Origin of the sequence: Paenibacillus dendritiformis (assembly GCF_021654795.1) — a bacterium.
Classification (GTDB): Bacteria; Bacillota; Bacilli; order Paenibacillales; family Paenibacillaceae; genus Paenibacillus_B.
The window spans coordinates 5,969,974-5,992,811 of sequence record NZ_AP025344.1 but is presented as its reverse complement, the minus strand read 5'-3'; the positions used below and the strand labels follow the sequence as shown (position 1 = coordinate 5,992,811).

18 protein-coding genes and 1 riboswitch are annotated in these 22,838 nt (G+C 58.5%); of the genes, 10 read left to right on the top strand and 8 right to left on the bottom strand.

The genetic code is table 11. The features are described from left to right. Nucleotides 1-22 precede the first annotated feature (22 nt). Nucleotides 23-1,360 (bottom strand): TrkH family potassium uptake protein, encoded by a 1,338-nt coding sequence (locus L6439_RS26620; protein ID WP_168179167.1) that lies wholly within the window; start codon nt 1,358-1,360, stop codon nt 23-25. Between the two features lie 255 nt (nt 1,361-1,615). Between L6439_RS26620 and L6439_RS26615 the strand changes: the two genes are divergently transcribed. Next, the gene (locus L6439_RS26615) at nt 1,616-2,044 is read left to right on the top strand and encodes an EamA family transporter (RefSeq protein WP_168179168.1); all 429 of its coding nucleotides are present in this window, start codon (nt 1,616-1,618) and stop codon (nt 2,042-2,044) included. 62 nt (nt 2,045-2,106) lie between these two features. Here L6439_RS26615 and L6439_RS26610 read toward each other — a convergent pair whose 3' ends face one another. From L6439_RS26610 to L6439_RS26590, 5 genes are all read right to left on the bottom strand, one after another. Then, complete coding sequence (locus L6439_RS26610; RefSeq protein WP_213469813.1) at nt 2,107-3,099, bottom strand: tetratricopeptide repeat protein; 993 nt, start codon at nt 3,097-3,099, stop codon at nt 2,107-2,109. Nucleotides 3,100-3,419: 320 nt separating this feature from the next. Then, nucleotides 3,420-4,682 carry an MFS transporter gene (locus L6439_RS26605; protein WP_213469814.1) on the bottom strand — a complete coding sequence of 421 codons (1,263 nt, stop codon included), beginning with the start codon at nt 4,680-4,682 and terminating at the stop codon, nt 3,420-3,422. Between the two features lie 436 nt (nt 4,683-5,118). Then, the gene (locus tag L6439_RS26600) at nt 5,119-5,829 is read right to left on the bottom strand and encodes an ABC transporter permease (RefSeq protein WP_213469946.1); all 711 of its coding nucleotides are present in this window, start codon (nt 5,827-5,829) and stop codon (nt 5,119-5,121) included. Next, nucleotides 5,826-6,383, bottom strand: a complete 558-nt coding sequence (locus L6439_RS26595) for an ATP-binding cassette domain-containing protein (protein WP_269155960.1) — start codon at nt 6,381-6,383, stop codon at nt 5,826-5,828. The genes L6439_RS26600 and L6439_RS26595 overlap by 4 nt, the downstream gene beginning before the upstream one ends. A 334-nt stretch (nt 6,384-6,717) precedes the next feature. Then, a complete protein-coding gene (locus L6439_RS26590; RefSeq protein WP_168179171.1) occupies nt 6,718-7,935 on the bottom strand; it encodes a LytTR family transcriptional regulator DNA-binding domain-containing protein in 1,218 nt (405 codons plus the stop codon). 324 nt (nt 7,936-8,259) lie between these two features. Then, nucleotides 8,260-8,359, top strand: a riboswitch (purine riboswitch). Between the two features lie 108 nt (nt 8,360-8,467). On the opposite strand from L6439_RS26590, the gene L6439_RS26585 reads away from it, so the two are divergent. Both L6439_RS26585 and L6439_RS26580 read left to right on the top strand, forming a co-directional pair. After that, nucleotides 8,468-9,898: an NAD(P)/FAD-dependent oxidoreductase gene (locus tag L6439_RS26585; RefSeq protein ID WP_213469815.1), complete on the top strand. Its 1,431-nt coding sequence runs from the start codon at nt 8,468-8,470 to the stop codon at nt 9,896-9,898. Between the two features lie 288 nt (nt 9,899-10,186). Next, a complete protein-coding gene (locus L6439_RS26580) occupies nt 10,187-11,077 on the top strand; it encodes a formate/nitrite transporter family protein (RefSeq protein WP_213469816.1) in 891 nt (296 codons plus the stop codon). A 205-nt stretch (nt 11,078-11,282) separates the two neighbouring features. On the opposite strand, the gene L6439_RS26575 is transcribed toward L6439_RS26580, so the two are convergent. Beyond that, nucleotides 11,283-11,438, bottom strand: coding sequence for a DUF1540 domain-containing protein (locus L6439_RS26575; RefSeq protein ID WP_168179174.1), 156 nt, complete (start codon nt 11,436-11,438; stop codon nt 11,283-11,285). A 619-nt stretch (nt 11,439-12,057) separates the two neighbouring features. Here L6439_RS26575 and L6439_RS26570 point away from each other — a divergent pair. Further along, nucleotides 12,058-13,986 carry a beta-N-acetylhexosaminidase gene (locus L6439_RS26570; RefSeq protein ID WP_168179175.1) on the top strand — a complete coding sequence of 643 codons (1,929 nt, stop codon included), beginning with the start codon at nt 12,058-12,060 and terminating at the stop codon, nt 13,984-13,986. Nucleotides 13,987-14,135: 149 nt separating this feature from the next. Here the strand turns inward: L6439_RS26570 and L6439_RS26565 are convergent, their stop codons facing one another. Continuing rightward, nucleotides 14,136-15,209 carry an FAD:protein FMN transferase gene (locus L6439_RS26565; RefSeq protein ID WP_168179176.1) on the bottom strand — a complete coding sequence of 358 codons (1,074 nt, stop codon included), beginning with the start codon at nt 15,207-15,209 and terminating at the stop codon, nt 14,136-14,138. 281 nt (nt 15,210-15,490) lie between these two features. Between L6439_RS26565 and L6439_RS26560 the strand changes: the two genes are divergently transcribed. The 6 genes from L6439_RS26560 (at nt 15,491) to L6439_RS26535 (ending at nt 22,726) form a co-directional block, all read left to right on the top strand. After that, a complete protein-coding gene (locus tag L6439_RS26560) occupies nt 15,491-15,886 on the top strand; it encodes a NusG domain II-containing protein (RefSeq protein WP_168179177.1) in 396 nt (131 codons plus the stop codon). Continuing rightward, nucleotides 15,870-17,423 carry a Gx transporter family protein gene (locus tag L6439_RS26555; RefSeq protein ID WP_213469817.1) on the top strand — a complete coding sequence of 518 codons (1,554 nt, stop codon included), beginning with the start codon at nt 15,870-15,872 and terminating at the stop codon, nt 17,421-17,423. The genes L6439_RS26560 and L6439_RS26555 overlap by 17 nt, the downstream gene beginning before the upstream one ends. Further along, nucleotides 17,396-18,301 (top strand): ATP-binding cassette domain-containing protein, encoded by a 906-nt coding sequence (locus L6439_RS26550; RefSeq protein WP_213469818.1) that lies wholly within the window; start codon nt 17,396-17,398, stop codon nt 18,299-18,301. Before L6439_RS26555 ends, L6439_RS26550 begins: the two co-directional genes overlap by 28 nt. 4 nt (nt 18,302-18,305) lie before the next feature. Continuing rightward, complete coding sequence (locus tag L6439_RS26545; RefSeq protein ID WP_213469819.1) at nt 18,306-19,097, top strand: energy-coupling factor transporter transmembrane component T family protein; 792 nt, start codon at nt 18,306-18,308, stop codon at nt 19,095-19,097. Nucleotides 19,098-19,241: 144 nt separating this feature from the next. Next, a complete protein-coding gene (locus L6439_RS26540) occupies nt 19,242-21,392 on the top strand; it encodes a peptidase U32 family protein (protein WP_237096660.1) in 2,151 nt (716 codons plus the stop codon). Further along, entirely contained in the window at nt 21,389-22,726 is a 1,338-nt protein-coding gene (locus L6439_RS26535; RefSeq protein ID WP_213469820.1) for an aspartate aminotransferase family protein, read from the top strand. The genes L6439_RS26540 and L6439_RS26535 overlap by 4 nt, the downstream gene beginning before the upstream one ends. The last annotated feature ends 112 nt before the right edge of the window (nt 22,727-22,838 follow it).

Below are 22,838 nucleotides of genomic sequence, written 5' to 3'. Positions count from 1 at the left end.
CTTATGGCAGCGGGGGTTATTGTTACCCGATCATGATTTTCCCTTCCGGATAGCGGTAGAGCGATTGCTCCCGGCGATTGCCGAGCGCGTAGGCGAGCGTCATGGGCCCGATTCTGCCGATGAACATCGTCATGGCGATGACGAGCTTCCCGAAGGGGGAGAGCTCGGGGGTCAGCCCCATCGACATGCCAACCGTCGCGACGGCCGAGACGGTATCGAACAGAATGCTGATGAACGGCACATCCTCGGTGACCGCGAGCAGCATCGAGACCGACAGCACCATGAACAACGCCAGAAAAATCACCGTCAGCGCCTTGATGATCAGATCCTTCGGCAGGCGGTGGCGGAACAGCACGGCATCCTCGCGACCCTTCAGCATGGCGTAGACGGCCGCCATCAGAATGGCGAATGTCGTCGTCTTAATCCCGCCGCCCGCGGAGCCGGGCGAAGCGCCGACGAACATGAGCATAATCAGGAAAAATTGCGTTACCTGGCGCATGTCCGCCACATCCAGCGTTACGGTGCCCGAGGAACGGGTCGAGACCGACTGGAAGAAGGAAGCGTAGATCTTGCCTTCCCAGCTCATCGATCCGAGCGTATTGCTGTTCGAGAATTCGAAGATGAAGAGCAGGACCGCCCCGCCCGCGACGAGAAGCGCCGTCATCGACAGGACGACCTTGGAGTGCAGCGAGAGCCGCCGCTTCTTCGGATAATCATACAGCTCCGCCAGCACGATGAACCCGAGACCGCCGGCGATGACCAGGAAGAAGGCGACGAGATTGGTCAGCCCATCCTCGGCGAACTGCTGGAAGCTGTCGCCGAACAGGTCGAAGCCTGCATTGTTGAACAGGGATATCGAATGGAAAAGACTATATGCGAACGATTGCCCGAGAGGCATCGTCTGTCCCCAGTGCAGCGTCAGCACGACGGTGGCCGAAGATTGGATGATGACGACGAAGATGATGACCCGCCGAATCGTGCGCACAATCCCCTCCATGCTGTTGGCGTTGATCGACTCCTGCAGGATAAGGCGTTCGCGGAGCGATATCTTTTTGCCCAGCATCAGATAGAATAGCAGGGCCACCGACATGAATCCGATGCCCCCGATCTGGACGAGGGAAATGATCACGCCTTGTCCAAAGGCAGAAAAGGTCGTGCCGACATCGATGACAACCAGCCCGGTTACGCAGACGGCGGAAGTTGCCGTAAATAACGCATCTACGAAGGAGATGGAACGGCCCGGCGCCAGCGAGACAGGAAGCATCAGCAGCAGGGTTCCGATTGTAATTATAAAGAGAAAACCCGTCACCAGCACGCGGGCGGGGGTCCAATGCAGCGTCCTTTTTTTCAACAGGTTCATGAAGAAGGTCTCCTTTTGGTCCATAACGAAAAAATAATGATCGCAACGACGCCGGATCGGCGCCGAATCGGATGGGAACGTAAAACGAAGACTAGTATATCGTTCTCCGCTCCCGTTGTAAACAAGCGTGCCATGATTTACTGAACATTTTCCTATTCTCTGGGGTGGAATGCAAGCTTTTGGCGGCGGAAGGCAGACGCATTTTGCCGTATAAGGGACCATGTGCCGATAGGATTAGACAAAGGAGGAAAAAGAATGGGAAGCTGGTTATGGTTCGCCCTTTTGTCCGCCGTGATGGCGGCGCTCGTCTCGCTCTTTGGCAAGCTTGGCATGAAGAATGTCGATCCGGACACCGCCACCGCCGTACGGGCCGTCATTATGGCCGTGTTCCTCTTGGGGGTGCTGGCCATTCAGGGCAAGCTGACCCAGGTCGGCGAGATTCTCGCCAACCGGAAGGCGCTGCTGTATATCGTGCTGAGCGGGGTAGCGGGCGCGCTGTCATGGCTGTTCTACTTCATTGCGATTCAAAAGGGCGAAGTCTCAAAGGCGGCTCCGGTCGACAAGCTCAGTGTCGTGTTGGCCGTGGGGTTGGCGTTTCTGTTCCTGGGAGAGCGCTTGTCGCTTGTCGCCAGCCTGGGCGTCCTGCTGATTACCGTCGGCGTCATTATGACGGCTATCGGCTGATTGGAGCGGGGAGAAGGGACTTGCCGTTTGCACTCGTACATATGGGGAGCGGCCTGAAGGTATCATGCCCAAGGCCGCCCGTATACTTTCCAATTGACATACCACCGGCTAATCCAATGGGTCGAGACATGAATCAGGATAAAGGCAATAAGCAGAACCGGTTTAAGAAAAGCAAATAAGACCCAAATGACAAACAATATCCACGGATTCAGCTTCTGGAACCACTGGGCCGGCAGCCAGACAAGGCGAAAGGCCGGATTGGCCTTCTGCAGCGTGTCCATATACTCCTCCCGGACCTGGGCATCGTCCGGGTCCAGGCGGACCGCCTTCTCCATCAGTCGGAGCGAGTGATCCTTCTCCCCGCGCTGGTCGGCTGCCCAGGCGAGCTGCATCAGCGTGTAGGCATGCTCCTCTTCCATCGCCAGGGCCTGGCGTTCGGCTTCCTTCGACTCCGCTGTCCGCTGCAGCTGAGCCAATACATAGCTGTATGTGGCGTAAGCGAGTCCGGCCGGCTCGATATCGATGCACCGCTCCAGCGAGAGAACGGCCTGCTCCAGCGCGCCCTTGCGCATCTGGTGCTGCGCGAGCAGCAGATGCGGCGTCGGGTCGTCAGGCGCCATCGCGATCAGCTGCCTCGCCGCCGTCTCGAAGGCTACCCACTCTCCCCGGTCATAATAGATGCCCATCCGCACCCGCCAGGCGTCCGGCTGATAAATGTCCCGCCGCAGCGCTTCTCCCGCCCAATCGAGAGCTTTGTCCGGATCGACGGGCTTATGCACGACGGCAGCCAGCGACATAATGGTCGGATGCTCCGGATATTCCAATTGCAGCCGCATGGCTTGCCGCAGCGCTTCCTGATACGCTTGCTTTTGGTACAGCTGGTTGATGCGCTGGATCGCCTGCTGCAAATATCGAATTGTCTGTTGATCGTATTCTTCCCTGCCGCAGGCCGACTTCGATTCGTCTGCCGCCGGGGTCTGCTCCTGCGCCGCCGGAGGACATGATTCGGTGTCTGGCGTGTCCTGAACCGGCTCTTGATGCGCATTCCGCGTCATCCTCCATCACCTCCAAGTATTTTCTTATGCTGTCTAGAACGATGGATATGTGATCCGTATCTCCACGGTAACATGTGATTGTCTTGATTGCCGGCGAATCGGGCCGGATTCCACAAGCTCCTCATTCAATTGCGGGACATGCCGTGATGCGCGATGCTGCCGCGTTCGGCGAGCAACGATTGCAAGCACATCATATTGTAGATCTAGTGAGCGCGGGGAGCAAGTGGAAAGCGGGGAAGCTTGAACAAATATGTCCAAACGGTGAAGAACCGCAATTCGAAGCGGCGGAGGCCATGGCGAATCGCGGTGGAGTCAGCGCATTATGCCTCGGCATCTTGCGCCCATTTGTTGAGCGTGCGATCGTTCGGAAGCAGCAGAGCGAGAACGCCCAGGACCGGCAGGAAGCCGCACACCGTCATAATCCGGGTAATGCCGAAGCCGTCGATGAAGTAGCCGAGCGCCAAGGCGCCGACACCGCCCATCCCGAAGGCGAAGCCGGTGATAAGGCCGGAGACCGTGCCGATATTGCCCGGATGGAGCTGCTGGGCGTAGATAACGGTCACCGAGAAGCTGGACAGCAGGATGAAGCCGGTGAGGGCCAGCAGCACCCCGGCCCAGAACAGATTGACGAACGGCAGCAGCAGCGCCAGGGGCGCGGTGCCGAGCATCGAGGCCAGGATGAGGTTGCGGCGGCCGAACCGATCCGCCAGCGGCCCGCCGAAGAAGGTGCCTACCGCGCCTGCCCCCAGGAACAGGAAAATATAGAGCTGGGCCTGATCCAGCGTAAGCCGGTAATCTTCCATTAAGTAAAATGCGTAATAGCTGCCGATGGCGGCCCCGTACCAGGAACGGACGAAGACGATCACGACCAGAATCAGGGTCGCCCAGGCGATGCTTCTGCGCCGTGCCGGGTCCATCTTCCGCTGCTGATGGCGCTTAGCGAAGGTATATCCGGCATCGAGCATGCCGCGGTACCAGCGTGCGATATACGTCTGCACGGCGATGCCGGCCCCTGCGATGAAGGTGAAGCCGAGCGCTCCCATCTGACCGAAGGGGATAAACACCCACTTCGTCAGCATCGGGGCAAGGGACTGTCCGGTGTTGCCTCCGACCTGGAAGATGGATTGGGCAAGGCCTTTGCGAAGCCCGGCGGCCATGTGGGCGACGCGCATCCCTTCGGGATGGAAGGCGGCCGAGCCGAGTCCGACGAGGATGACGGCCAGCAGCACCAGCCCGTAATTCGGCGCCAGCGCCAAAAGCAGCACGCCGAAGAACGTGAACGTCATGCCGATGGGGAGCAGCGCCGGGGTCGGGCGCCGATCGGCCGCATAGCCGACAACGGGCTGCATAATCGAAGCGGTGAAGTTGATCGCGAAGGCGATCCAGCCGATCTGCCCGTATGAGAGCCGCATCGTGTCTTTCAATATCGGAAAAATCGCAGGGATGACGGCTTGAATCGAGTCATTGAACAGATGGACGAAGCTGATGGCCAGAAGGATGCGGAAAACCGTATCCTGCTGCGGGCTTGACTGCTTGAGCAGATCGGGCGCCGGACGCGAGGCGGCTAGCGGTTTGCTGTTCATGTGCAGCTCCTTTCTTGACGATTTATCGTAATGACGGCCCTGCGTCCTTCCCAGCCGGGCAACGGATGGAAAGGACGGGAATGGGCTGTTCCCTGACCGTTCTGAAGAATAAGGCCATGTCCCGCACAGATCATCGGGTTGATGCTACGATACAAGTTTTTGAGACGGGGCGCAATCCAAAATATTCCGCATATCGGAGCGCAATCCCGGCTTTCCCGCCGCCGGAAGCGGTCATGCGCGGATTATCGCAATAGAGCGGCCGCTTGGCTGGACAACGCGAAGCCGGCCTCCGGAAGCAAGCCGGCAGACCGGGACAGGGCGGCACGGTTCGTCTGTCTCCCTAGTGGGAGCGGCTGTCGCGCCGCCGCCGAATGCTGTCTTTATTTCTCGGGAAATAGTTCCTGTTGTCGACGGGTGGAGCACGCTTCCCGCCCGCTTATGCGTCATACCGCTTCGTGCGGTAAGTCGTGCAGCACAGGAGCAGGCATGCGGCCATCCAGGCGGCAATGATGCCGGCATGCGGCAGCGCGTCGGCCAGCGTTCCGCCCCTCCACAGCTTGGAGCAAGCCAGGGAGAGCTGCTCCGTCGGAAGATAGCTGATCATCAAGTCTACCGCCGGCTGGTTCAGCAGCGAGCCGAACATGGGCCCCATCAGGAAGAGAAGGTGCAGCGGCATGCCGATGAAGGAAGTCTCCATCGAGGTGCGGGATAGCAAGCCAATCAGCGTGCCAATCGCCAAGTACATCACGATGCTGGGAACAAGCAGAAGGATAAGGGCAAGCGGAGACAGGGCAGGCGTCTCCGCGATGAACAGGGTCAAAATAACGGCTGCCACCGTCATCGCGGCAGCGACGGCGCTCTTGCCAATCAGCACCTCGAACGGTCTGGCCGGCGAGAGCATCAGCACCCGCAACGTATGCTTTTCTTTCTCCTCGGCGACCATCATCGCGAGCACGAAGGCCCCCGTTATCGTCAAGGCCATATTGATGGGCAGCGCCAGCACGCCGATCCCGACTTCCTCCCGGCCTCGGAAGAGGAGGGCGAAGATAAGCGGAAGCGCGGCCATACTTAACAGAGCGGGATTGCGGAAGCAATCCTTCCATTCTTTCTCGATAATCGCCGAGATTCGTTTCCATGCGTAAGTCATAATACGGCTCCCCCAGTAAATTTTATAAAAATTATCCATGGCGCGGATGCGCCCCTGATGCAGGAAAGCGATCCGATCGCAGAGCGCCTCCGCTTCCTCCATGTCGTCGTGGAGAGGAAGATGGACGTCCCCGCGCGATTCAACGCTTTTGACGATTCATGAATGCGGCGGGTGTTCCCCGGATCGAGCGCCGATGCCGGCTCGTCCAGGAACAGAACCTCCGGCCGGTGAAGCAGGGCCCGTGCCAGCGTGACGCGCTGCTTTATTCCTTTGGACAGATTTTTGACGGCGGTCTGCCGATCGTCGGCCAGAATGACTTGCTCCAGCGCTTCCGGCGCTCTGCTGGCCGGCACCTGGTACAGCTTGCAGAACCATTCCAGATTGTCCTGCACCGACAGCCGGTCGTACAAAGTGATGCTGTCGGTCAGGACGCCGATGCGGGACAAATGCCGGTATCGCTCGGCTTCCGTCATACGGGCGACATCCTGCCCGAATACGCGCGCCGTCCCGGATGTAGGCGGCAGTTGGGCGGTCAATATTTTAATCGTGGTCATCTTGTGGCGGTCATCTTGCCGGAGCCGCTTGGCCCCAGGAAGCCGAATGTCTCTCCTCTATGAACGGCGAAGTCGAGCGAGCGCAGCGCGGAATGGTTGCCGAACATTTTGGTCAGCGCGCGGGCTTCAATAATAGGTTCCCTATTGCTTTCCTCCCATTGGGCTTGTTGATCGGTTCATCTGAGCTGAACGAGTTCAATCGGTTGACCTCATCCCATCCCGGGAGGGAGAAGACTGCGGCAAATGATTGGCGAGAAGCGGATCTCAGACGATGAACGGAACGGATCGAGGACTGATTGAACCTCTCCTTCCGGCAAAATTCCGTTATGGCAGGTTAAGAAATGCCCATAATCGCCTTCATTTCCTCGTATTTGCTTTTCGAGAGCGGAACGGTGCTCTTCTTCTCATCGTCCAGCACGAGGCTGTAGCTGTTGCGCGACCAGATGATGACTTCACGGACGCGCTGCAGATTGACCAGATAGGAGCGATGGCAGCGGAAAAAGCCGAAAGACTTTAATTTTTGCTCTAGTTCCTGCAGCGTCATAGAGCACGGATATTCGCCGGATTGGACATGAAGATGAGCCACTCCGTCCTGGCTCTCGATATAGATCATCTCCATCGGATCGATGAGCACAATTTTATCCTCCACGCGAGCCGGCACTTTATCGAAGACAATTTGCGGATAGTGGCGCTGGCTGCCGGACGGCGTGCCGGTCTCGTCCTCGGCGCCTGCCGATGAAGTCGCTCCAGCGGCAGAACGGTTCGCTTCGGATTCCAGTGAGGCGTCCGTTTGCTTCCCGGCGGCACTCGGCGCGGCTTCGGCGTAGAAGCCCTCCCTCCTGTTCGGGGGGAGAGCCGCCGCTCCTTCCGGCGCTTGGCTGGCGCCGTCTTCTTCGAGGATGACTTCCTTGAAGCCGCCGGGCGTCCAGCGCAGAACGGTATCCGTCAGCGTCAGCGCGCTCTCCAGCGAAGGCACGGTCATGAAGAAGGCGATCCCTTCCTGACAGAGCTCGCGGATCCATTGACGCAGCAGGAAGCAGCTCTCCAGATCGAGATGGAATTCCGGATCCTCCATAATAATCAGCTCCGGCTTCACCGCGGCGGCCCGGGCCAAATGGAAGCGTCGCTGCTCCGCTTCCGTGCATTTGCCGAGCCGGACGTTCTGCTTGCTCCACAGACCGGTCAGCTTCAATACGGATTCCAGTCTTGATTTATCGAATGCATTATATAATTTCATATACAATCCGACAGCCTCGCGCACGGTCAACCGTTCATGCACAGCGTCCTCCTGGCGGATCCAACTGATGCGCGCCTTCGCTTCCGGGGAATGGAGGGGAAGCCCGTTCCAGCTCACCGTTCCGGTAGACATGGCAGCGGTGCCGGCCAACACATTCATGATCAACTGGCCCGTGACATGGTTGCATTGTACGGCCAGGCATTGGCCCGGCTGCACCGTGACATGTAGCGCATCAAGGAGGGTCGAATTGCCTTGGGCGATATAGAGATGGTCGAGAACAAGTCCGCCCGATCGGGAGGGAGAGTCAGAGTTCATTATATTCACGCCTTTTCATTGAATCTTCTTCGAGCGTCATATCCCAATGGCAAGCTTACCAGCTTCGGGCCAGGACACGCATTCTCCATCATAGCGCATTTTTCGTGTACGGGAGTAGCGGGTCTTAGGGATAAATCCAATGGAAAGGGTGCGAGTTTTATTAATATTCGGATTTAGGCTTGTTTCTCTTTCTGATTAAGGCTGATTTCTTCTCTATTTACGAAAAAATAACGAACAATAAAACCAAAGTTCATTGACACGTTCGGGGAAATTCGTTACAATATCCATGTCGCTCCTTTAGGGAACGGCAATGAAGTTGATCACAATGTTGCTATTATTCCTGTTCGTATATTCCCGGAGATAAGGTCCGGGGGTCTCTACCAGGAGCCGTAAATTCCTGACTACGAGCGGTGTGCTTCCGCATACCCGGGTGAAGTCAGGATTTTTTGTCGCCTAGAAAAGGAACGGAAGTTCGTCATTCGCCCTATTCAGATTCATACAACGTGTCATGAACGAGGAGGATCTTGATCTTATGAGCAAGTATGATGTCATTGTCGTCGGCGCAGGGCCCGCAGGAATTTTTACATGCTACGAGCTGACGTTGAAAGCCCCCCATCTTAACGTACTGTTGGTGGACAAAGGCCATGATATTTACCGGCGGAGCTGTCCGATTCTGGAGGAGAAAATTCAATTCTGCCCTCCGGCTATCGGCCGCAAAGAATTCGCCGGATGCTTGCCCGCCTGTTCCATCACAAACGGCTTCGGCGGAGCCGGCGCCTATAGTGACGGCAAATTCAATATCACGACCGAGTTCGGCGGCTGGCTGACGGATTATTTGCCGCCCTCGCAGGTGCTTGATCTGATTCAATACGTGGACCGCATCAATTTGGAGCATGGTGCCACGACGAATATAACCGACCCGACGACCGAGACCGTGCGCCGGATCGAACAGCAGGGCTATGCGGCAGGCTTGAAGCTGCTGCGTGCGGAAGTCCGCCACTTGGGGACGGAGCAGAACCTGGAGATTTTGAAATCGATTTTTGAATACTTGAAGACCCGTATCGATATGATGCATAAGACCGAAGTGGCGGATCTCGTCACCGTGAAGGAAGACGGCCGCCATGTCGTGAAGGGCATCGAACTGAAGGGCGGCGAGACGCTCGAAGCCGATCGCGTCGTTATCGTGCCGGGACGGGACGGTTCCGCCTGGCTGAAGGAGATTCTGAAGAAGCGCCGCCTGAAAATGTACAACAATCAGGTCGATGTCGGCGTGCGCGTCGAGACGTCTGATGTCGTCATGCGGGAGATTAACGAGCATCTGTATGAAGGCAAGTTCATCTTCAACACGTCCGTAGGCACGCGGGTGCGCACCTTCTGCAGCAATCCGTCCGGACATGTCGTGGTCGAGAACCACAGCGGCATCATGTGCGCGAATGGCCACTCTTACAAGGATCCGAAGCTCGGCTCGAAAAATACGAACTTCGCCCTGCTCGTCTCGCACACGTTCACGGAGCCGTTCGACAAGCCGAACGAGTATGCCCGCGAAATCTGCAAACGCGCCAACGATCTGTCCGGCGGCGGCGTCATTGTGCAGAAATACGGCGATATCCTCCGCGGCCGCCGCTCTACCGAGAAGCGCATTCGGGAAGGCTTCCTGGAGCCGACGCTCCGCGAGGGGGTGCCGGGCGATCTCGGTCTCGTGCTGCCATATAACACGATGAAGAGCCTCATCGAAATGGTGGAGGCGCTGGACAAGGTGACGCCGGGAATCGCTTCCGAGCATACGCTGTTCTACGGCGTCGAGGCGAAATTCTACTCGGCCCGCCCGAAGCTGGATGCGTCGCTCGAATCCGAGATTGCCGGGCTGTACTGCGGCGGCGACGGGGCCGGGGTTACCCGGGGGTTGGCGCAAGCGGGGGCGGCCGGAGTTCACATCGCCCGCAGCATCATCGCGAGAGCCTAATTCAGATAACGAAGTCCGCGGCCGCAAGGTACGCGGGCTTTTTGTCGTTTTTGGCGGTTCATGGGGGCTCCCGGCGGTTCTTGATTTCCTCCATGAGGTGTTGCCAGATTGTTCATTTTGAACATTGTCTTGTGATAAATTGCACAACCTCGACTGAGAACCTTCGATACAATGAACTTGCATCTTACATCCGTCTGCAACGGACTGCCATAACGGCGTGACCGTTGCGTTCATCCGGGAGGATGCGACAGGCGACAAGGTACTTGCGGTGCAAGGAGGTAATGCAATATGGCAGGATACTTGAAGCCGCAGGAAATAGCGGCAGCGACGGTGGAGACAGGAACGGCCAAGGCCCGCAATCCGCTGTCGGTTATGGTGATACTGGGTTTTCTGGCAGGCGCGTTCATCGCGCTGGGATATTTACTGTATATACGGGTGACGGCGGGGGCTCCTCTGGAGTGGGGGACGATCACCGGTCTTATCGGCGCGTCCCTCTTCCCGATCGGGCTTATCCTCGTCCTGCTGGGGGGCGGCGAACTGCTGACCGGCAATATGATGGCCGTCCCGTTGGCCCGGATGAAGGGCCGAATTACGACCGGCGAGGTCGCACGCAATCTGATCGTGATTACGTTGAGCAATTTCCTGGGAGCGATATTCGTCGCATACTTCTTCGGGCATATCGTCGGCCTGACCGCCGATGGCGTCTATCTGGAGAAGACCGTGTCCGTCGCCGGACACAAGCTGGAAGAAGGCTTCCTGCAAGCGTTCGTCTCCGGTATCGGCTGCAACTGGCTCGTGGCGTTGGCGGTGTGGCTGTCTTACGGCTCCAAGAGCTTCAGCGGCAAAGTATTGGGCATCTGGTTCCCGACGATGACATTCGTAGCCATCGGCTTCCAGCACGTGGTGGCCAACATGTTCGTCATTCCGGCAGCCATCTTCGAAGGCTATTACAGCTGGGGAGAATATATCATGAACTTCATTCCGGTCTGGCTAGGCAACCTCACCGGCGGTGCCGTCTTCGTGGCGGGCGCTTACTGCCTGGCTTATTTGCGGCCGAATCCGGATGAAGCCATGCCGGCTCGGACTTCCGCGCCGGGTGCTTCCGCTTCTATGGCATCAGCGGCCCCAACTGCGGCGGCTTCCTCCTCCGGGAGCCTTGACCAATCTGTCACGGGATAAGCTTCCGCTCGCGTGATATATTGAACCAGGTCCGTCCAGTCCGGGCCTGGTTTCTTGATCCTTGAGGCCATTTGGGCATGCAGTTGCGTAAAGGCATCCGTTTTCTCAATAGGGTGATCGGGGCTTGCATATATTCGGAAGGAAATGATAATAATTATCAGTACAAGAGTGAAAAAGCAGCCCGGCAAGGCTGCTTGGACCTGCGCTAAATTTTGGGCTCGAACGTTTTACAGTCCGTTTCTTCCGAGTTGCTTGCTTGTCTTCCTTGACGATTCACGACATAAATCGAAGAAGCGTTGCACTTATTGCCGGCAGCCCAGTATTTGCAGCTGTTCACTTCGCACAGCACGTCTTTAGCCATGGCGTGTCACCCCCTTTGCAATAGCATTGACGGGATGATGGCGGTTCTATACGCCCTGCTGCTGCCAAATCTGCCCCAAGACATGGATCGGCAAGCCATGTCTTTTTGGCATGTCTACGAAAGGACGGGGAGGAAGCGTTGGTGCACAGCCCTTGCGAAGAACCTGGCTCTTTATCGGGGCTCCATTGTAATCCACTTGGGTGTTGTTCGCTGGGAAAACCCCGCTGATTTATGCCTTTGCTCTAATATGCCAATGACTCAGGGATGGAGGTCGCTCCTTACAGTCCTTACGGTTAATATCCCATCGGCTCATGGCACAAACTGAGTGCCGGGGATAACGGAGCAAAGAGCGGGCGAACTCCCTGCCAGTCCTTATTGTCCTTCTTCCAACGGTTCAGGGACAAGCTGAATGGTTGGGATATTGAAGCAAAGGAGCAAAGAGAGCCCGGTGATCTTACCCAACTGGTGGCGTCGCAGGATGCTTGCCTACTTAACCGTATAACAGCAAAGTCGCCCTGAGGTTGCGAAACGGGAGCGATAGCGCTATCCTAATCCCATCCTGCCGCTTACAGTGACCAGCATGGAGCGGATTTATACAACTAGAGGAGGTACAAAAAGGATGCATATTCAATTTAGCGGCGATGTGGACCGCTTCCTGCCCGGAATCCGGGAGCTGCAGGAGCTGCTTGACCTGGAGATTAGCGAGGGAGGCAGCCCTAATCCCGCAGCGATAGCTGTAAAGGTAGAGCAGGCCGCCGGGGAGTTGTCGGTGTCCTGGGACGGAAGCGCCGGTTGGATCCGATATGCGGAGCCCATCCACTTTTTCCGGGGGCTGGGGCGGTTCGTCGAAGCTTATCGCCAGGGAGGGACGTTCCATATTGCAGAACGGCCGCAATTTACGTATAACGGGGCGATGATCGACGCTTCGCGGAATGCCGTTCCTCATCTGGCCATGCTGAAGGAATTACTCCGTTCGATGGCGTTAATGGGCTTGAACGGCATCATGCTGTATACGGAGGATACATATGAGGTGCCGGAGCGGCCTTATTTCGGGTATATGCGGGGACGCTATACCGAGGATGAGCTGCGAGCCATTGACGATTACGCGGCCCAATTTGGGATCGAGGTGGTGCCGTGCATTCAGACGCTGGGCCACCTGGCCCAGGCCTTGAAATGGGATGTGGCCGAGGAGCTGCGCGATACCGAGGATGTGCTGCTGGCCGGCTCGGATGCCACCTACCGCTTCATTGAGGACATGATCGCGGCCGTCTCGAAGCCGCTTCGCTCGAACCGGATTCATATCGGCATGGACGAGGCGTTCGGACTTGGACTGGGGCGATATTTGTTTAAGCACGGCTTCCGGGAACGGTTCGATATTATGAACGAACATTTGCGGCGCGTGCTGGAGATTACCGAGAAGCATGGCTTACAGCCGATGATGTGGAGCGATATGTATTTCCACCTGCTGATGAATAACGGGGGCCATTATTACGATCTGGACCTGGAATTTTCCAGCGATGCGGTGGCCCGGATTCCGAAGGGCGTTCAGTTTGTCTATTGGGATTATTATCATGATGATCAGAAATTTTATGAGAACTTCCTTGACAAGCACCGCGCGCTTGGTTCGGATCCGGTGTTCGCCGGCGGCGTCTGGCTGTGGGGGAGCCTCAGCCCGAACTACGGCAAGACATGGCAGAACACGAATCCGGCGCTTATGGCCTGCAAGGCGAAGGGCATACGCGAAGTCTTTGCGACGGCGTGGGGGGACAACGGGCAGGAGACGAACCATTTGACGGTTCTGCCGGGCCTTCAATTGTTCGCGGAGCACGGGTATACGGACGGCGAGGTAGACGAGTCGGCCTTGGCGGAGCGCTTCCGCCTCTGCACCGGCCAGTGTCTGGACGATTATTGGCGGCTCACTTATCTGGACGAGACGCCGGGCGTGACGAAGAACAATATGCACAGCTCGAACGCATCCAAGTTCCTGCTCTGGCAGGATACGTTAATCGGATTATTCGACAAAGATTTGGAAGGCGAACTGGAGACTGCCCTGCCGGCCCATTATGCGAAACTGGCCGAGCGGCTTGCCGCCGCCGAAGCGCAAGCTGCGGGAACGCATAAGCTGGTGTTCGGGTTCTATGAGAAGTTGGCGCAGACGCTGGCGATGAAGGGAACGCTCGGCCTGCAGGTGGCATCTGCGTATCGGGCGGGGGAACATGACAAGCTCCGCAGTCTGGCGGAGAACGTCATTCCGGGCGTCCGCGAGCAGGTGGAATTGACGCGGAGGGCGCATCGCTCGCTGTGGATGGCGACAAGCAAGCCGTTCGGGTGGGAAGTGCTCGATATCCGCTACGGCGGGGTGGTGGCCCGCCTGCAATCGGCCGAGGATCGGCTGCTTGATTATGTGGAAGGCCGGGTGGACAGGCTGGAGGAGCTGGAGGCGGAGCGGCTGCCATTCATTGCGGACGATCCGGTGGGCGAGCATCGTGTCTCCCATTCTCCGTTCTTCCACCGGATCGCGACAGGCGCCGTGCTGTCCGCGATTTAGGGAGCAGGAGCTCAGCTTGAGGCCGCCGCCCTCAAGAATGTATTCTCGGCAGGGTTGCGAGCACGGTAACGGCGGCATAAAAAGGGTGCCGTCGGCCGTCTAAGTCTAAGGCCAGGGGCACCCCTTTTATCGCCGCAGGCAGCAAGCGATTATTGCTTGACGATAGTGTAATTGCTATTTGTCAGCTCGAAAATATCCTTAATGCCCGGCGTGCAGTACACTTTGTGATCGGTCGTGATGAAAATCGCCTCCGCTTCCGGATTAGATTCGATGAACTTCATCCCTTCGTCCAGTCCGAGAGCGAATGTCGAGGTGGACAGCGCATCGGCATGCGTCGAGCTGCTCGTTACGATCGTGACGCTGCTCAGGTTATTCTCTATCGGATACCCGGTCTTCGGGTTCAAAATATGGTGATAGTGCTTGCCGTTCTCGACGAAGTACCGTTCATATACGCCCGAGGTGACAATGGTCTTGTTCTGCACCGTCATTTTGCCGATCTGGTTGCCGCGCGTCTCATCCGGATCCTGTACTCCGATGATCCAATCCTTGCCGCCCGGCTTCGGCCCGACGGCGAAAATATTTCCGCCGAGATCGACGATCGCGCTCTCGAATCCCGAATCGCGCAAATAATCCGCGATACGGTCAGCGGCATAGCCTTTGCCGATGCTGCCGAGGTCAAGCTCCATGCCTTCTTTCTCGAGCTTCACTTCCCGCTTGTCCGGATTCAGGGTGACGTCCCGGTAGTCCACCAGATCCAGCTTCTGCTTCAATTCGGCTGAATCGGGAACCTTGGCATGCTCCGAGCCGATGCCCCACAGATCGACAATCGGGCCGACCGTCGGATCGAACATGCCGCCGGTTCGCTTGGCGTAGTCCAACGAGGTGGCGATAATATCGAATGTATCCTGGGAGACCGCCACGGCTTGCTTGCCCGAAGCGGCTTGGACCTTGGAGATTTCGCTCTCCTTGTCCTGGCGGTTCATTTTATGGTCGATCTCCTTGAGAATCGCTTCGATATCCTTGAATTGGGTGTCCCCCGCCCGTTCATCATATATTTTGACCGTCACGATCGTGTCGAAAATAAAGTAAGTTTGCTGCTTGATCGAAGACGTTCCGGAGCCGGCATTCGTGGAATTCTCCTTGGCGCATCCGCCAAGCACGAGGATGAAGGCCACGAGCAGCAGGAGGCAGCTTCGAAGCGGCAGCCGTCTTAGGTGTGTCATATCTCAATTCCCCCGTTCGGTTAGACTGACTGGATATCGGTTCGCGCAGCTTCCCGTGGCGGCGAAGCTCTCTTGCGGAACACGCTTATTATAACAGTTACGGATGGAGTTGCAAGGAAGCCCGTTACGATCCCGCTCCGGCGGGGCTTCGTCCGCGGGCGTCATCCATGGTCATGGACAGATGTCATCGGATGGACATGGAACTTCATTGATGATGAGGGACGGGAGTTGTATAATGGCAAAAGATAAACTATTCAAATTTAATCCAAGGAGTCATTGCAATGAAACGTGGAGACCTGATTCTCATCGGAGTCATTGTCATCGCGGCGCTGGCGTTTCTTGTGCCGAAATGGCTGTTTCAACAAGAAAGTGAAAATTTGCACAATTCAAAGGTGTTTGCCAATATTACGGTGGACGGAGAATTGTATCAAAAAGTAGAACTGACGAAGGAAGAGCAGATTATAAAAGTCGAAACAAGCAAAGGACTAAATATACTGAAGGTTCATGACTATGGCATTGAAATGTTCGAGGCCGATTGCCCGGATAAAGTATGTCTGTCCTTTGGCTTCGTAACTCGTCCGAACAGCACGATCGTCTGCATCCCTCATCGTGTGCTCGTCGAGCTGGTAAGCGAGGACGGCGCAGGGGAGGATGAGATTGATGCGGTCGTACAATAGCCTGGCCTGGCGGAAGGGGGAAGCTTCTTCGGAAGCCTTGAAAAGGGCGGTGATTATCGCGATTTTTAGCGCCGTGGCCGTCGTGCTCGGCTTCGTGGAAGCGATGCTGCCCGTGCAGACGATTATGCCGATTCCCGGCGCGAAGCTGGGGCTCGCGAACGTCATGATTCTCGCCTGCCTCTACTTCCTGCGCGGCCGCGACGCGTTGATGCTGGTCATCTTGAAGACGCTGCTGATGACCTTGTTGCTGGGGACGTTCTCCGCATTTCTGTTCAGCTTCCTCGGATCGCTGTTCAGCTTCGCCGTCATGTATGCCATTTTGAAAATCGGAAAAGATCATGTCAGCCTTATCGGCATTTCCGTGGTGGGCGGCGCGGCGCATAACGCGGGCCAATTGACGGCGGCGTATATTGTATTCCGCACCGCCAATATTTTTTACTACTTGCCGGTGCTGCTTATAACCGGCGTGGTGACCGGCGTCTTCATCGGCATTGCCGTGAAGTACATTGTGGCGGCGCTGGCGAAGCTGCCGCTCTTCGACAAGCTGACGCCGCAGATCGACAGCTCGGCGGCGGATGCGAACCGGCAGGCGGCGCTTGAACGGAATCACGCGCTCGCTTCGGATATCCCAGCGAGCGGAGCGCCCGGGGCGGCCGCGGAACCTGCGCCCGTCGGCCTGGAGAGAGGCTCGGACGCCCAAGGAGCGGATGACGCGGTCGTCTTGTCCGGTGTCCGGTACCAGTACCGTCCTGACCGCCTGCTCTTCGATGAATTGTCCCTCCGGATTCCGCAGGGGCAATGGGTGTCCATCGTCGGCCCCAACGGCTCCGGGAAGTCGACGCTGGTGAAGCTGCTCAATGGCCTGCACCGCCCTCAGGCTGGCCGCATCGCGGTGGCGGGCCTGACGCTAACCGAAGCGAGTCTGGAGGAGATTCGCCGCCGCGTCGGCTTCTTGTTCCAGAATCCGGACAATCAATTTTTCGCGACGACGGTGCGGGACGATATCGCCTTCGGCATGGAGAACCGCTGCCTGCCGCTGGCGGAGATGGAGCGCCGGCTGGCGGACGCGGCACGGCGCTTCGGCGTCGAGCCGCTGCTGGACCGCCATCCCGCGCAGCTGTCCGGCGGTCAGAAGCAGCGGGCCGCCATCGCCGGCATGATGGTGCTGGAGCCGGAGGTGCTTATCTTCGACGAGGCGACCTCGATGCTCGACGAGCGCTCCAAGCGGGAGATGACGGCATATTGGACGGAGCTGCATGCGAGCGGCAAATATACGATTATCTCGATTACGCATGATGCGGAAGAGATTATGGCCTCCGAACGCGCGATCGTGCTGAAGGACGGGAAGATTGCGGCGGATGTCGCCCCCGAGGCTTTGTTCGCGGATGAGGCGCTGATGCGGGAGTGCCGGCTGCAGGCCCCGTTCGTCTGGTCGGTGGCCCAAGCGCTGCGGGAGCGCGGCGTGGCGGTCGCTTCGACGAATGACGAGAGAGAGTTGGTGAACGCCTTATGGCCATCGTGCACGCCGAACGATTAACCTACGATTATATGGCGCAGGGACAGCCGCCGGTCCATGCGCTGCAGAATTTGGATTTTGCCGTCGGCTCCGGCTTCACGGTCGTGCTCGGGTCGACCGGCTCCGGCAAATCGACGCTGCTGCAGCATTTCAACGGCATCCTGCAGCCGACCTCCGGGAAGCTGCAGGTGCTGGAATATACCTTCGAGGGCGGAGCGAAGCAGTCCGGCCTCAAGCCGCTGCGCCGCCGGGTCGGTCTCGTGTTCCAATTCCCCGAGCACCAACTGTTCGAGGAGACGGTCGAACGGGACCTGATGTTCGGGCCGATTCAGTTCGGGGCGAAGCCCGAGGCAGCAGCCGAAGCGGCGCGGGAGGCCCTCGCGATGGTAGGCTTGCCCTCCTCGGTGCTGGAGACCAGCCCGTTCGAGCTGAGCGGAGGCCAGATTCGCAAGGTAGCGATTGCGACGGTGCTCTCCTCGGATCCGGAGCTGCTCGTGCTGGATGAGCCGACGGCGACGCTGGACCCGATAAGCCGGGCGGAGCTGATTCGCCTTCTGCACGGACTGTGCGCCCGGCAGGGCAAGGCGGTCGTCATGGTGACGCACCGCCTGGATGAAGTGTTCGCGCATGCCGATTGCTTCATCCTGATGAAGGAAGGCCGCATCGTCTTCCAAGGCGGCCGGCAGGAGCTGATCCGCCGGCCCGAGGAACTGGAGGCGGCCGGTATCGAGATTCCCGCCACGCTGCGCCTCGCGGCGCTGGTGGCGGAGAAGACGGGCGCGCCGCTCGATGCTCTGCCCGCCGATCCGGAAGGCTGGGCCGATTGGATTGCGGAGCGGTTGGGCATGAAGGCGGGCGGAAGCGCGGAACGCCCATTAGACAGCAGGGAGGGGGACTAGCCAGATGGAAGCCAAAATGTTGCTCGGCCGGTATGTCGCCGCGGATTCGTGGATTCACCGCCTCGATCCGCGGGGGAAACTGGTGGCGATGGTCCTTTTTCTAATCACGGTCATTATGGCTGAGGCGTTCGCGGAGCTTGCGGCGCTGAGCGGATTCGCCCTGCTGGTGATGGTGAGTTCGCGCATTTCCTTAACCCGTTATTTTCGGGCGTCGCGGCCGCTCTGGTTCATTATGGCCTTCATGTTCCTGTTCTATATCTTATTCGACAAGAGCGGCAACTCGCTGGTGAATGCGGGCAAGCTCAACATTACGACCGGAGGCGTTACCTACGGGGCCTACGCGGTATGGCGCATGGCGCTGCTCGTTAGCTTTACCGCGATTTTGACATTCACGACCACGCCGGTCGAGCTCAACCTCGGGCTGGAGCGGGTGTTGAAGCCGCTGCGCTTCGTCGGCGGCTCGCCGCAGCAGTGGTCGATGATGATCGGCATCTCGCTGCGCTTCATACCAACCATATTCGAGGAGGCCGACAAAGTGATGAAGGCGCAGGCTTCGCGCGGCGCCGATTTCCACGAGATCTCCTTCGTCCAGAAGGGCAAGATGGTCATGACGCTCATGGTGCCTGTCATCGTCAGCGCGTTCCGGCGGGCCGAGGAGCTGGTCCAGGCGATGGAGGCCCGGGGATATGTGCTGCATGCGCCGCGCACGTCGCTGCGCACGCTCGTATGGCGGACGCCGGACACGCTGTTTATCGCGTCGTTCCTTGTCCTGCTGCTGTTCATCTCATGGTGGTGATCGGATCGGCTATAGATCGCCACCTCTTCTATAAGTACAGCCTATCAAGTGAAAAATATCACATAAAATATCTCAAAGTCTGATATATTTAAAATTAGGAAAATAAAACTAGAAAGCATGGAACAGGGGATAGGAGGAACGGGCATGGCTAGATATTTTCACGGCAAAGAGGTCGAGCTGCTGGCCCCGGCAGGCACGTTTGATATTTTCAAACAAGTGATAGAGGCAAATTGCGATGCGGTATATTTCGGTGGGCCGTCGCTGAACATGCGAATGATGCGCAAGGGCTACAATCTGTCCTGCGACGAGATTCGGGCGGCCGCCGAGATGGCGCATGAACGGGGCAAGCGCGTCTATGTGACGGTCAACAATCTGCTGAACGGCGAGGACATCGAGGAAGCGAAGCGGTACCTGTCATTCCTGAACGAGGTTGGTCCGGACGGGATTATCGCCCAGGATATGGCCGTCTTTCCGCTGATTAAGGAGATGAACCTGACCCGGCTTCCCGTGCATGCCTCGGTGATGATGAACGTGCATAACGAGGAAATGATTCGCGCGCTGCAGGAGCTCGGCGTGACGCGCATCGTCGCTTCCCGGGAGATGGATCTTCGGACGGCGCAGCTGCTGCAAGCGAAGACCGGCATGGAGTTCGAGTACTTCGTCCATGGCGACATGTGCACGGTGCATGGCGCCAACTGCTACTACAGCTCGCTGCTGTTCGGCAACAGCGCCAACCGGGGCCGCTGCATGAAGCCTTGCCGTTGGGAGTACCGCGTGAAAAAGGACGGCAACGTGTACCCGACCGAATATCCGCTGGCCGCCAAGGATATGAATCTGTATGAGCATATTCCGGAGCTGATCGAAGCGGGAATCACCTCTTTCAAAATCGAAGGACGGATGCGTGACGCCGAGTTCCTCCGCCTGCTGGTGAACAGCTACGGTGACGCGATCGACCGCTATCTCGCCGATCCGGTCGGCTTTGAGCGCTCGCAGGACAGCCGCAAGCTGTTCGAGAACCGGAAGCGGGATTTTACGACGGCCTATGCGTTCGGCAAGCCCGGACTGGATTATCTCAATACCCGTTATGAAGGAACCGGCAAGTTCTACAGCACGGGCAAAGTGTTCAGCACCCCGACCGCCGAACGGGAAATGAAGGTGGAGCGCATCGAGCAAGTGAAGGCCGCCTTGGCGGAGGTGCGTACCCCGTCCCGCCGGACCGAACGCCCGCAGCTCTCCGTTCATGTGAACGATGCCGAACAGGCGCAGGCCGCGCTGGAAGCGGGCGCCGATATCGTCTATCTCGCGGGAGACGTGTTCCAGCCGGCACGGCCGTTCACGCGCGGCGATATAGAACGGATTGCCGGCGCCGCCGGCGCGTCGAAGGTGGTCCTCGGCCTGCCGCGCATGATGGACGGACTGCATATGGAGCAATACAGCCATGCCCTGGCACAGGATCGCAGCGGCCTGGACGGGCTGCTCGTCACGAATCTGGGCGCGATGCGCCGCTTCCGCGATGCCGGCCTGCCGCTCATCGGAGATGTCAATCTGAACGTGTACAATGCCCGTTCAGCCGAATTCTATCACGAGCGCTTCGGTCTGGAGCGGATAACGGCGTCGCTGGAGCTGCCGCTGCATGATCTCGCGTTGCTGCTGGAGCAGAGCCCGGTGCCGGTCGAGGTGATCGTGCACGGTTCTCCGGTCGTCATGTATCTGGAGCTTGATCTGTATGAGAATGCGGAGGTGCTGGAGCCGATCAGCCAGGAGGATAACCGCTACGTCGACAACCGTTATCTCGTGCTGATGACGGACAAAGGGGAGAATCCGGTCTACCGGGACGCCCGCGGCCGCAACCATCTCGCTTTGTGCAAGGAGCTGTGTTACATGCCGTTTCTCGCCGAGCTCCACTCCGCTGGTGTGAACCATTTCCGGATTGAAGGGCAATCGTATACGTCCGAGCAGCTGCGCGGCATCGTGCAGGCTTACCGGACGGCGCTGCAGGAACTTGAACAATGCGAGGAGATCTATCGCGGCATGAAGCCGGTCTATGCCGGATATACGCTGGGCGCGCTGCAATTCGACCGCCCGATGGGCGAGCCGAAGGGCCCGGCGGAAGCGAAGACGGAAGCGGAGCCTGCGGCAGATTCGACGACAGCCACGGAATCGAAGGCACCGACGGAATCGAAGGCCGCATCGCAGTCGAAAACGTCGACGAAACCGAGTGCGGCAACGAAACGGAAGGCAATGACGAATCATAAGGAAGCAGCCGGACAGAAGGAAGGAGCGGTTGCGCGATGACAAACATCGAGAACGAACCACAGAAAGAAAACCGAACAAGCGGGTTAGAAGGGAGCGCCTTTATCGGGCCGGAGGGCGTGCTCGCGAAGCGGCGGGCTTATTTCTACCCTTGCACGCAGCATTTCTATCGGCGGCCCCCGCAGATTGTGCGCGGATCCATGCAATACTTGTACGACCATGAAGGCCGCCGGTATACGGACTTTTTCGCCGGTGTCTCCGTCGTCGCCTGCGGACACTCCAACCCCCGCATCGTGGAGGCTTCGGTGAAGCAGCTGCAGACGCTGCAGCATACCACGACGATATACTTGACGCAGCCGATGGTTGATCTGGCCGAGCGGCTGGCGAACGGGATCCTGCCGGGCCGGCTGTCGCGGACGTTCTTCTGCAACAGCGGCTCGGAGGCCAACGAGGGCGCGCTGCTCCTGGCCCGGCTGCATACGAAGCGCCGCGATTTCCTGGCGCTGGAGTACGGGCTGCACGGCCGTACCTGGCTCACGATGGGCGTGACCGGGCTGCCGATGTGGCGGGCCGACGACCATCTCGATGAGAGCGGCGTCACGTTCATTCCGCGGCCGTACGAGCCGGGTCTGGACGCGGAGTCCGCGATGCGCCGCTCGCTGGAGGCGCTGAGACAGGCGCTGGAGGCGGCTCCAGAGCGGTATGCGGCGATGATTGTCGAGCCGGTTCAGGGCAATGGCGGCATCATCGTGCCGCCGGAAGGCTATTTCCGCGAAGTGAAGGCATTGCTTGATGCCTATGGCGTGCTGCTGATTGCGGATGAGATTCAGACCGGCTTCGGCCGTACGGGCCGCATGTTCGCGCTCGACCATGACGGTGTCGCGCCGGATATCGTCTCGATGGCCAAAGCGCTCGGGAACGGAGTGCCGATCGGCGCCTTTGCGACGACCGACGAGATTGCGGCGAGCTTCACCCGCCCGTCCGCCTCGACCTTCGGCGGCAATCCGGTCTCGTCCGCAACGGCGTTGGCCGTATTGGACTATATCGAGGAAGAAGGTCTGGTCGAGCGGGCATCCCGGTTAGGCGAACGGCTGAAGCAGGGATTGGAAGAGCTGCAGCGGAAGCACCCGGTGATCGCGGACGTGCGGGGCCGCGGACTGATGATCGGGGCTGAGCTGCAGGGTCCGGCGGGAACGGACAACGCCGCGCTGACCGACGCCGTGCTGGAAGCGATGAAGGAACGCGGCTTCATCATCGGGAAGAATGGCATCGGCCGCAACGTCTTGGCGTTCCAGCCGCCTCTCGTCGTCGAGACGGGCGATATCGATGCGATGCTGGCAGCGCTGGACGGCGTCCTGGGCGGCATCGCAGCATAAGCGCATAAGCATGGAATCGGAAATTGAAGCGTCCGCTATCGGCCGTTCCTGCGCCCCGGCCGTATCGAGCCATTGAGGCATCAGCACTGTCCGGGGCAAGCATGTATAATTG

Coding starts and splice junctions, on each gene's coding strand:
- L6439_RS26620 (WP_168179167.1), bottom strand. CDS start 1,360: ATGAACCTGTTGAAAAAAAGGACGCTGCATTGGACCCCCGCCCGCGTG.
- L6439_RS26615 (WP_168179168.1), top strand. CDS start 1,616: ATGGGAAGCTGGTTATGGTTCGCCCTTTTGTCCGCCGTGATGGCGGCG.
- L6439_RS26610 (WP_213469813.1), bottom strand. CDS start 3,099: ATGACGCGGAATGCGCATCAAGAGCCGGTTCAGGACACGCCAGACACC.
- L6439_RS26605 (WP_213469814.1), bottom strand. CDS start 4,682: ATGAACAGCAAACCGCTAGCCGCCTCGCGTCCGGCGCCCGATCTGCTC.
- L6439_RS26600 (WP_213469946.1), bottom strand. CDS start 5,829: ATGACTTACGCATGGAAACGAATCTCGGCGATTATCGAGAAAGAATGG.
- L6439_RS26595 (WP_269155960.1), bottom strand. CDS start 6,383: ATGACCACGATTAAAATATTGACCGCCCAACTGCCGCCTACATCCGGG.
- L6439_RS26590 (WP_168179171.1), bottom strand. CDS start 7,935: ATGAACTCTGACTCTCCCTCCCGATCGGGCGGACTTGTTCTCGACCAT.
- L6439_RS26585 (WP_213469815.1), top strand. CDS start 8,468: ATGAGCAAGTATGATGTCATTGTCGTCGGCGCAGGGCCCGCAGGAATT.
- L6439_RS26580 (WP_213469816.1), top strand. CDS start 10,187: ATGGCAGGATACTTGAAGCCGCAGGAAATAGCGGCAGCGACGGTGGAG.
- L6439_RS26575 (WP_168179174.1), bottom strand. CDS start 11,438: ATGGCTAAAGACGTGCTGTGCGAAGTGAACAGCTGCAAATACTGGGCT.
- L6439_RS26570 (WP_168179175.1), top strand. CDS start 12,058: ATGCATATTCAATTTAGCGGCGATGTGGACCGCTTCCTGCCCGGAATC.
- L6439_RS26565 (WP_168179176.1), bottom strand. CDS start 15,209: ATGACACACCTAAGACGGCTGCCGCTTCGAAGCTGCCTCCTGCTGCTC.
- L6439_RS26560 (WP_168179177.1), top strand. CDS start 15,491: ATGAAACGTGGAGACCTGATTCTCATCGGAGTCATTGTCATCGCGGCG.
- L6439_RS26555 (WP_213469817.1), top strand. CDS start 15,870: ATGCGGTCGTACAATAGCCTGGCCTGGCGGAAGGGGGAAGCTTCTTCG.
- L6439_RS26550 (WP_213469818.1), top strand. CDS start 17,396: ATGGCCATCGTGCACGCCGAACGATTAACCTACGATTATATGGCGCAG.
- L6439_RS26545 (WP_213469819.1), top strand. CDS start 18,306: ATGGAAGCCAAAATGTTGCTCGGCCGGTATGTCGCCGCGGATTCGTGG.
- L6439_RS26540 (WP_237096660.1), top strand. CDS start 19,242: ATGGCTAGATATTTTCACGGCAAAGAGGTCGAGCTGCTGGCCCCGGCA.
- L6439_RS26535 (WP_213469820.1), top strand. CDS start 21,389: ATGACAAACATCGAGAACGAACCACAGAAAGAAAACCGAACAAGCGGG.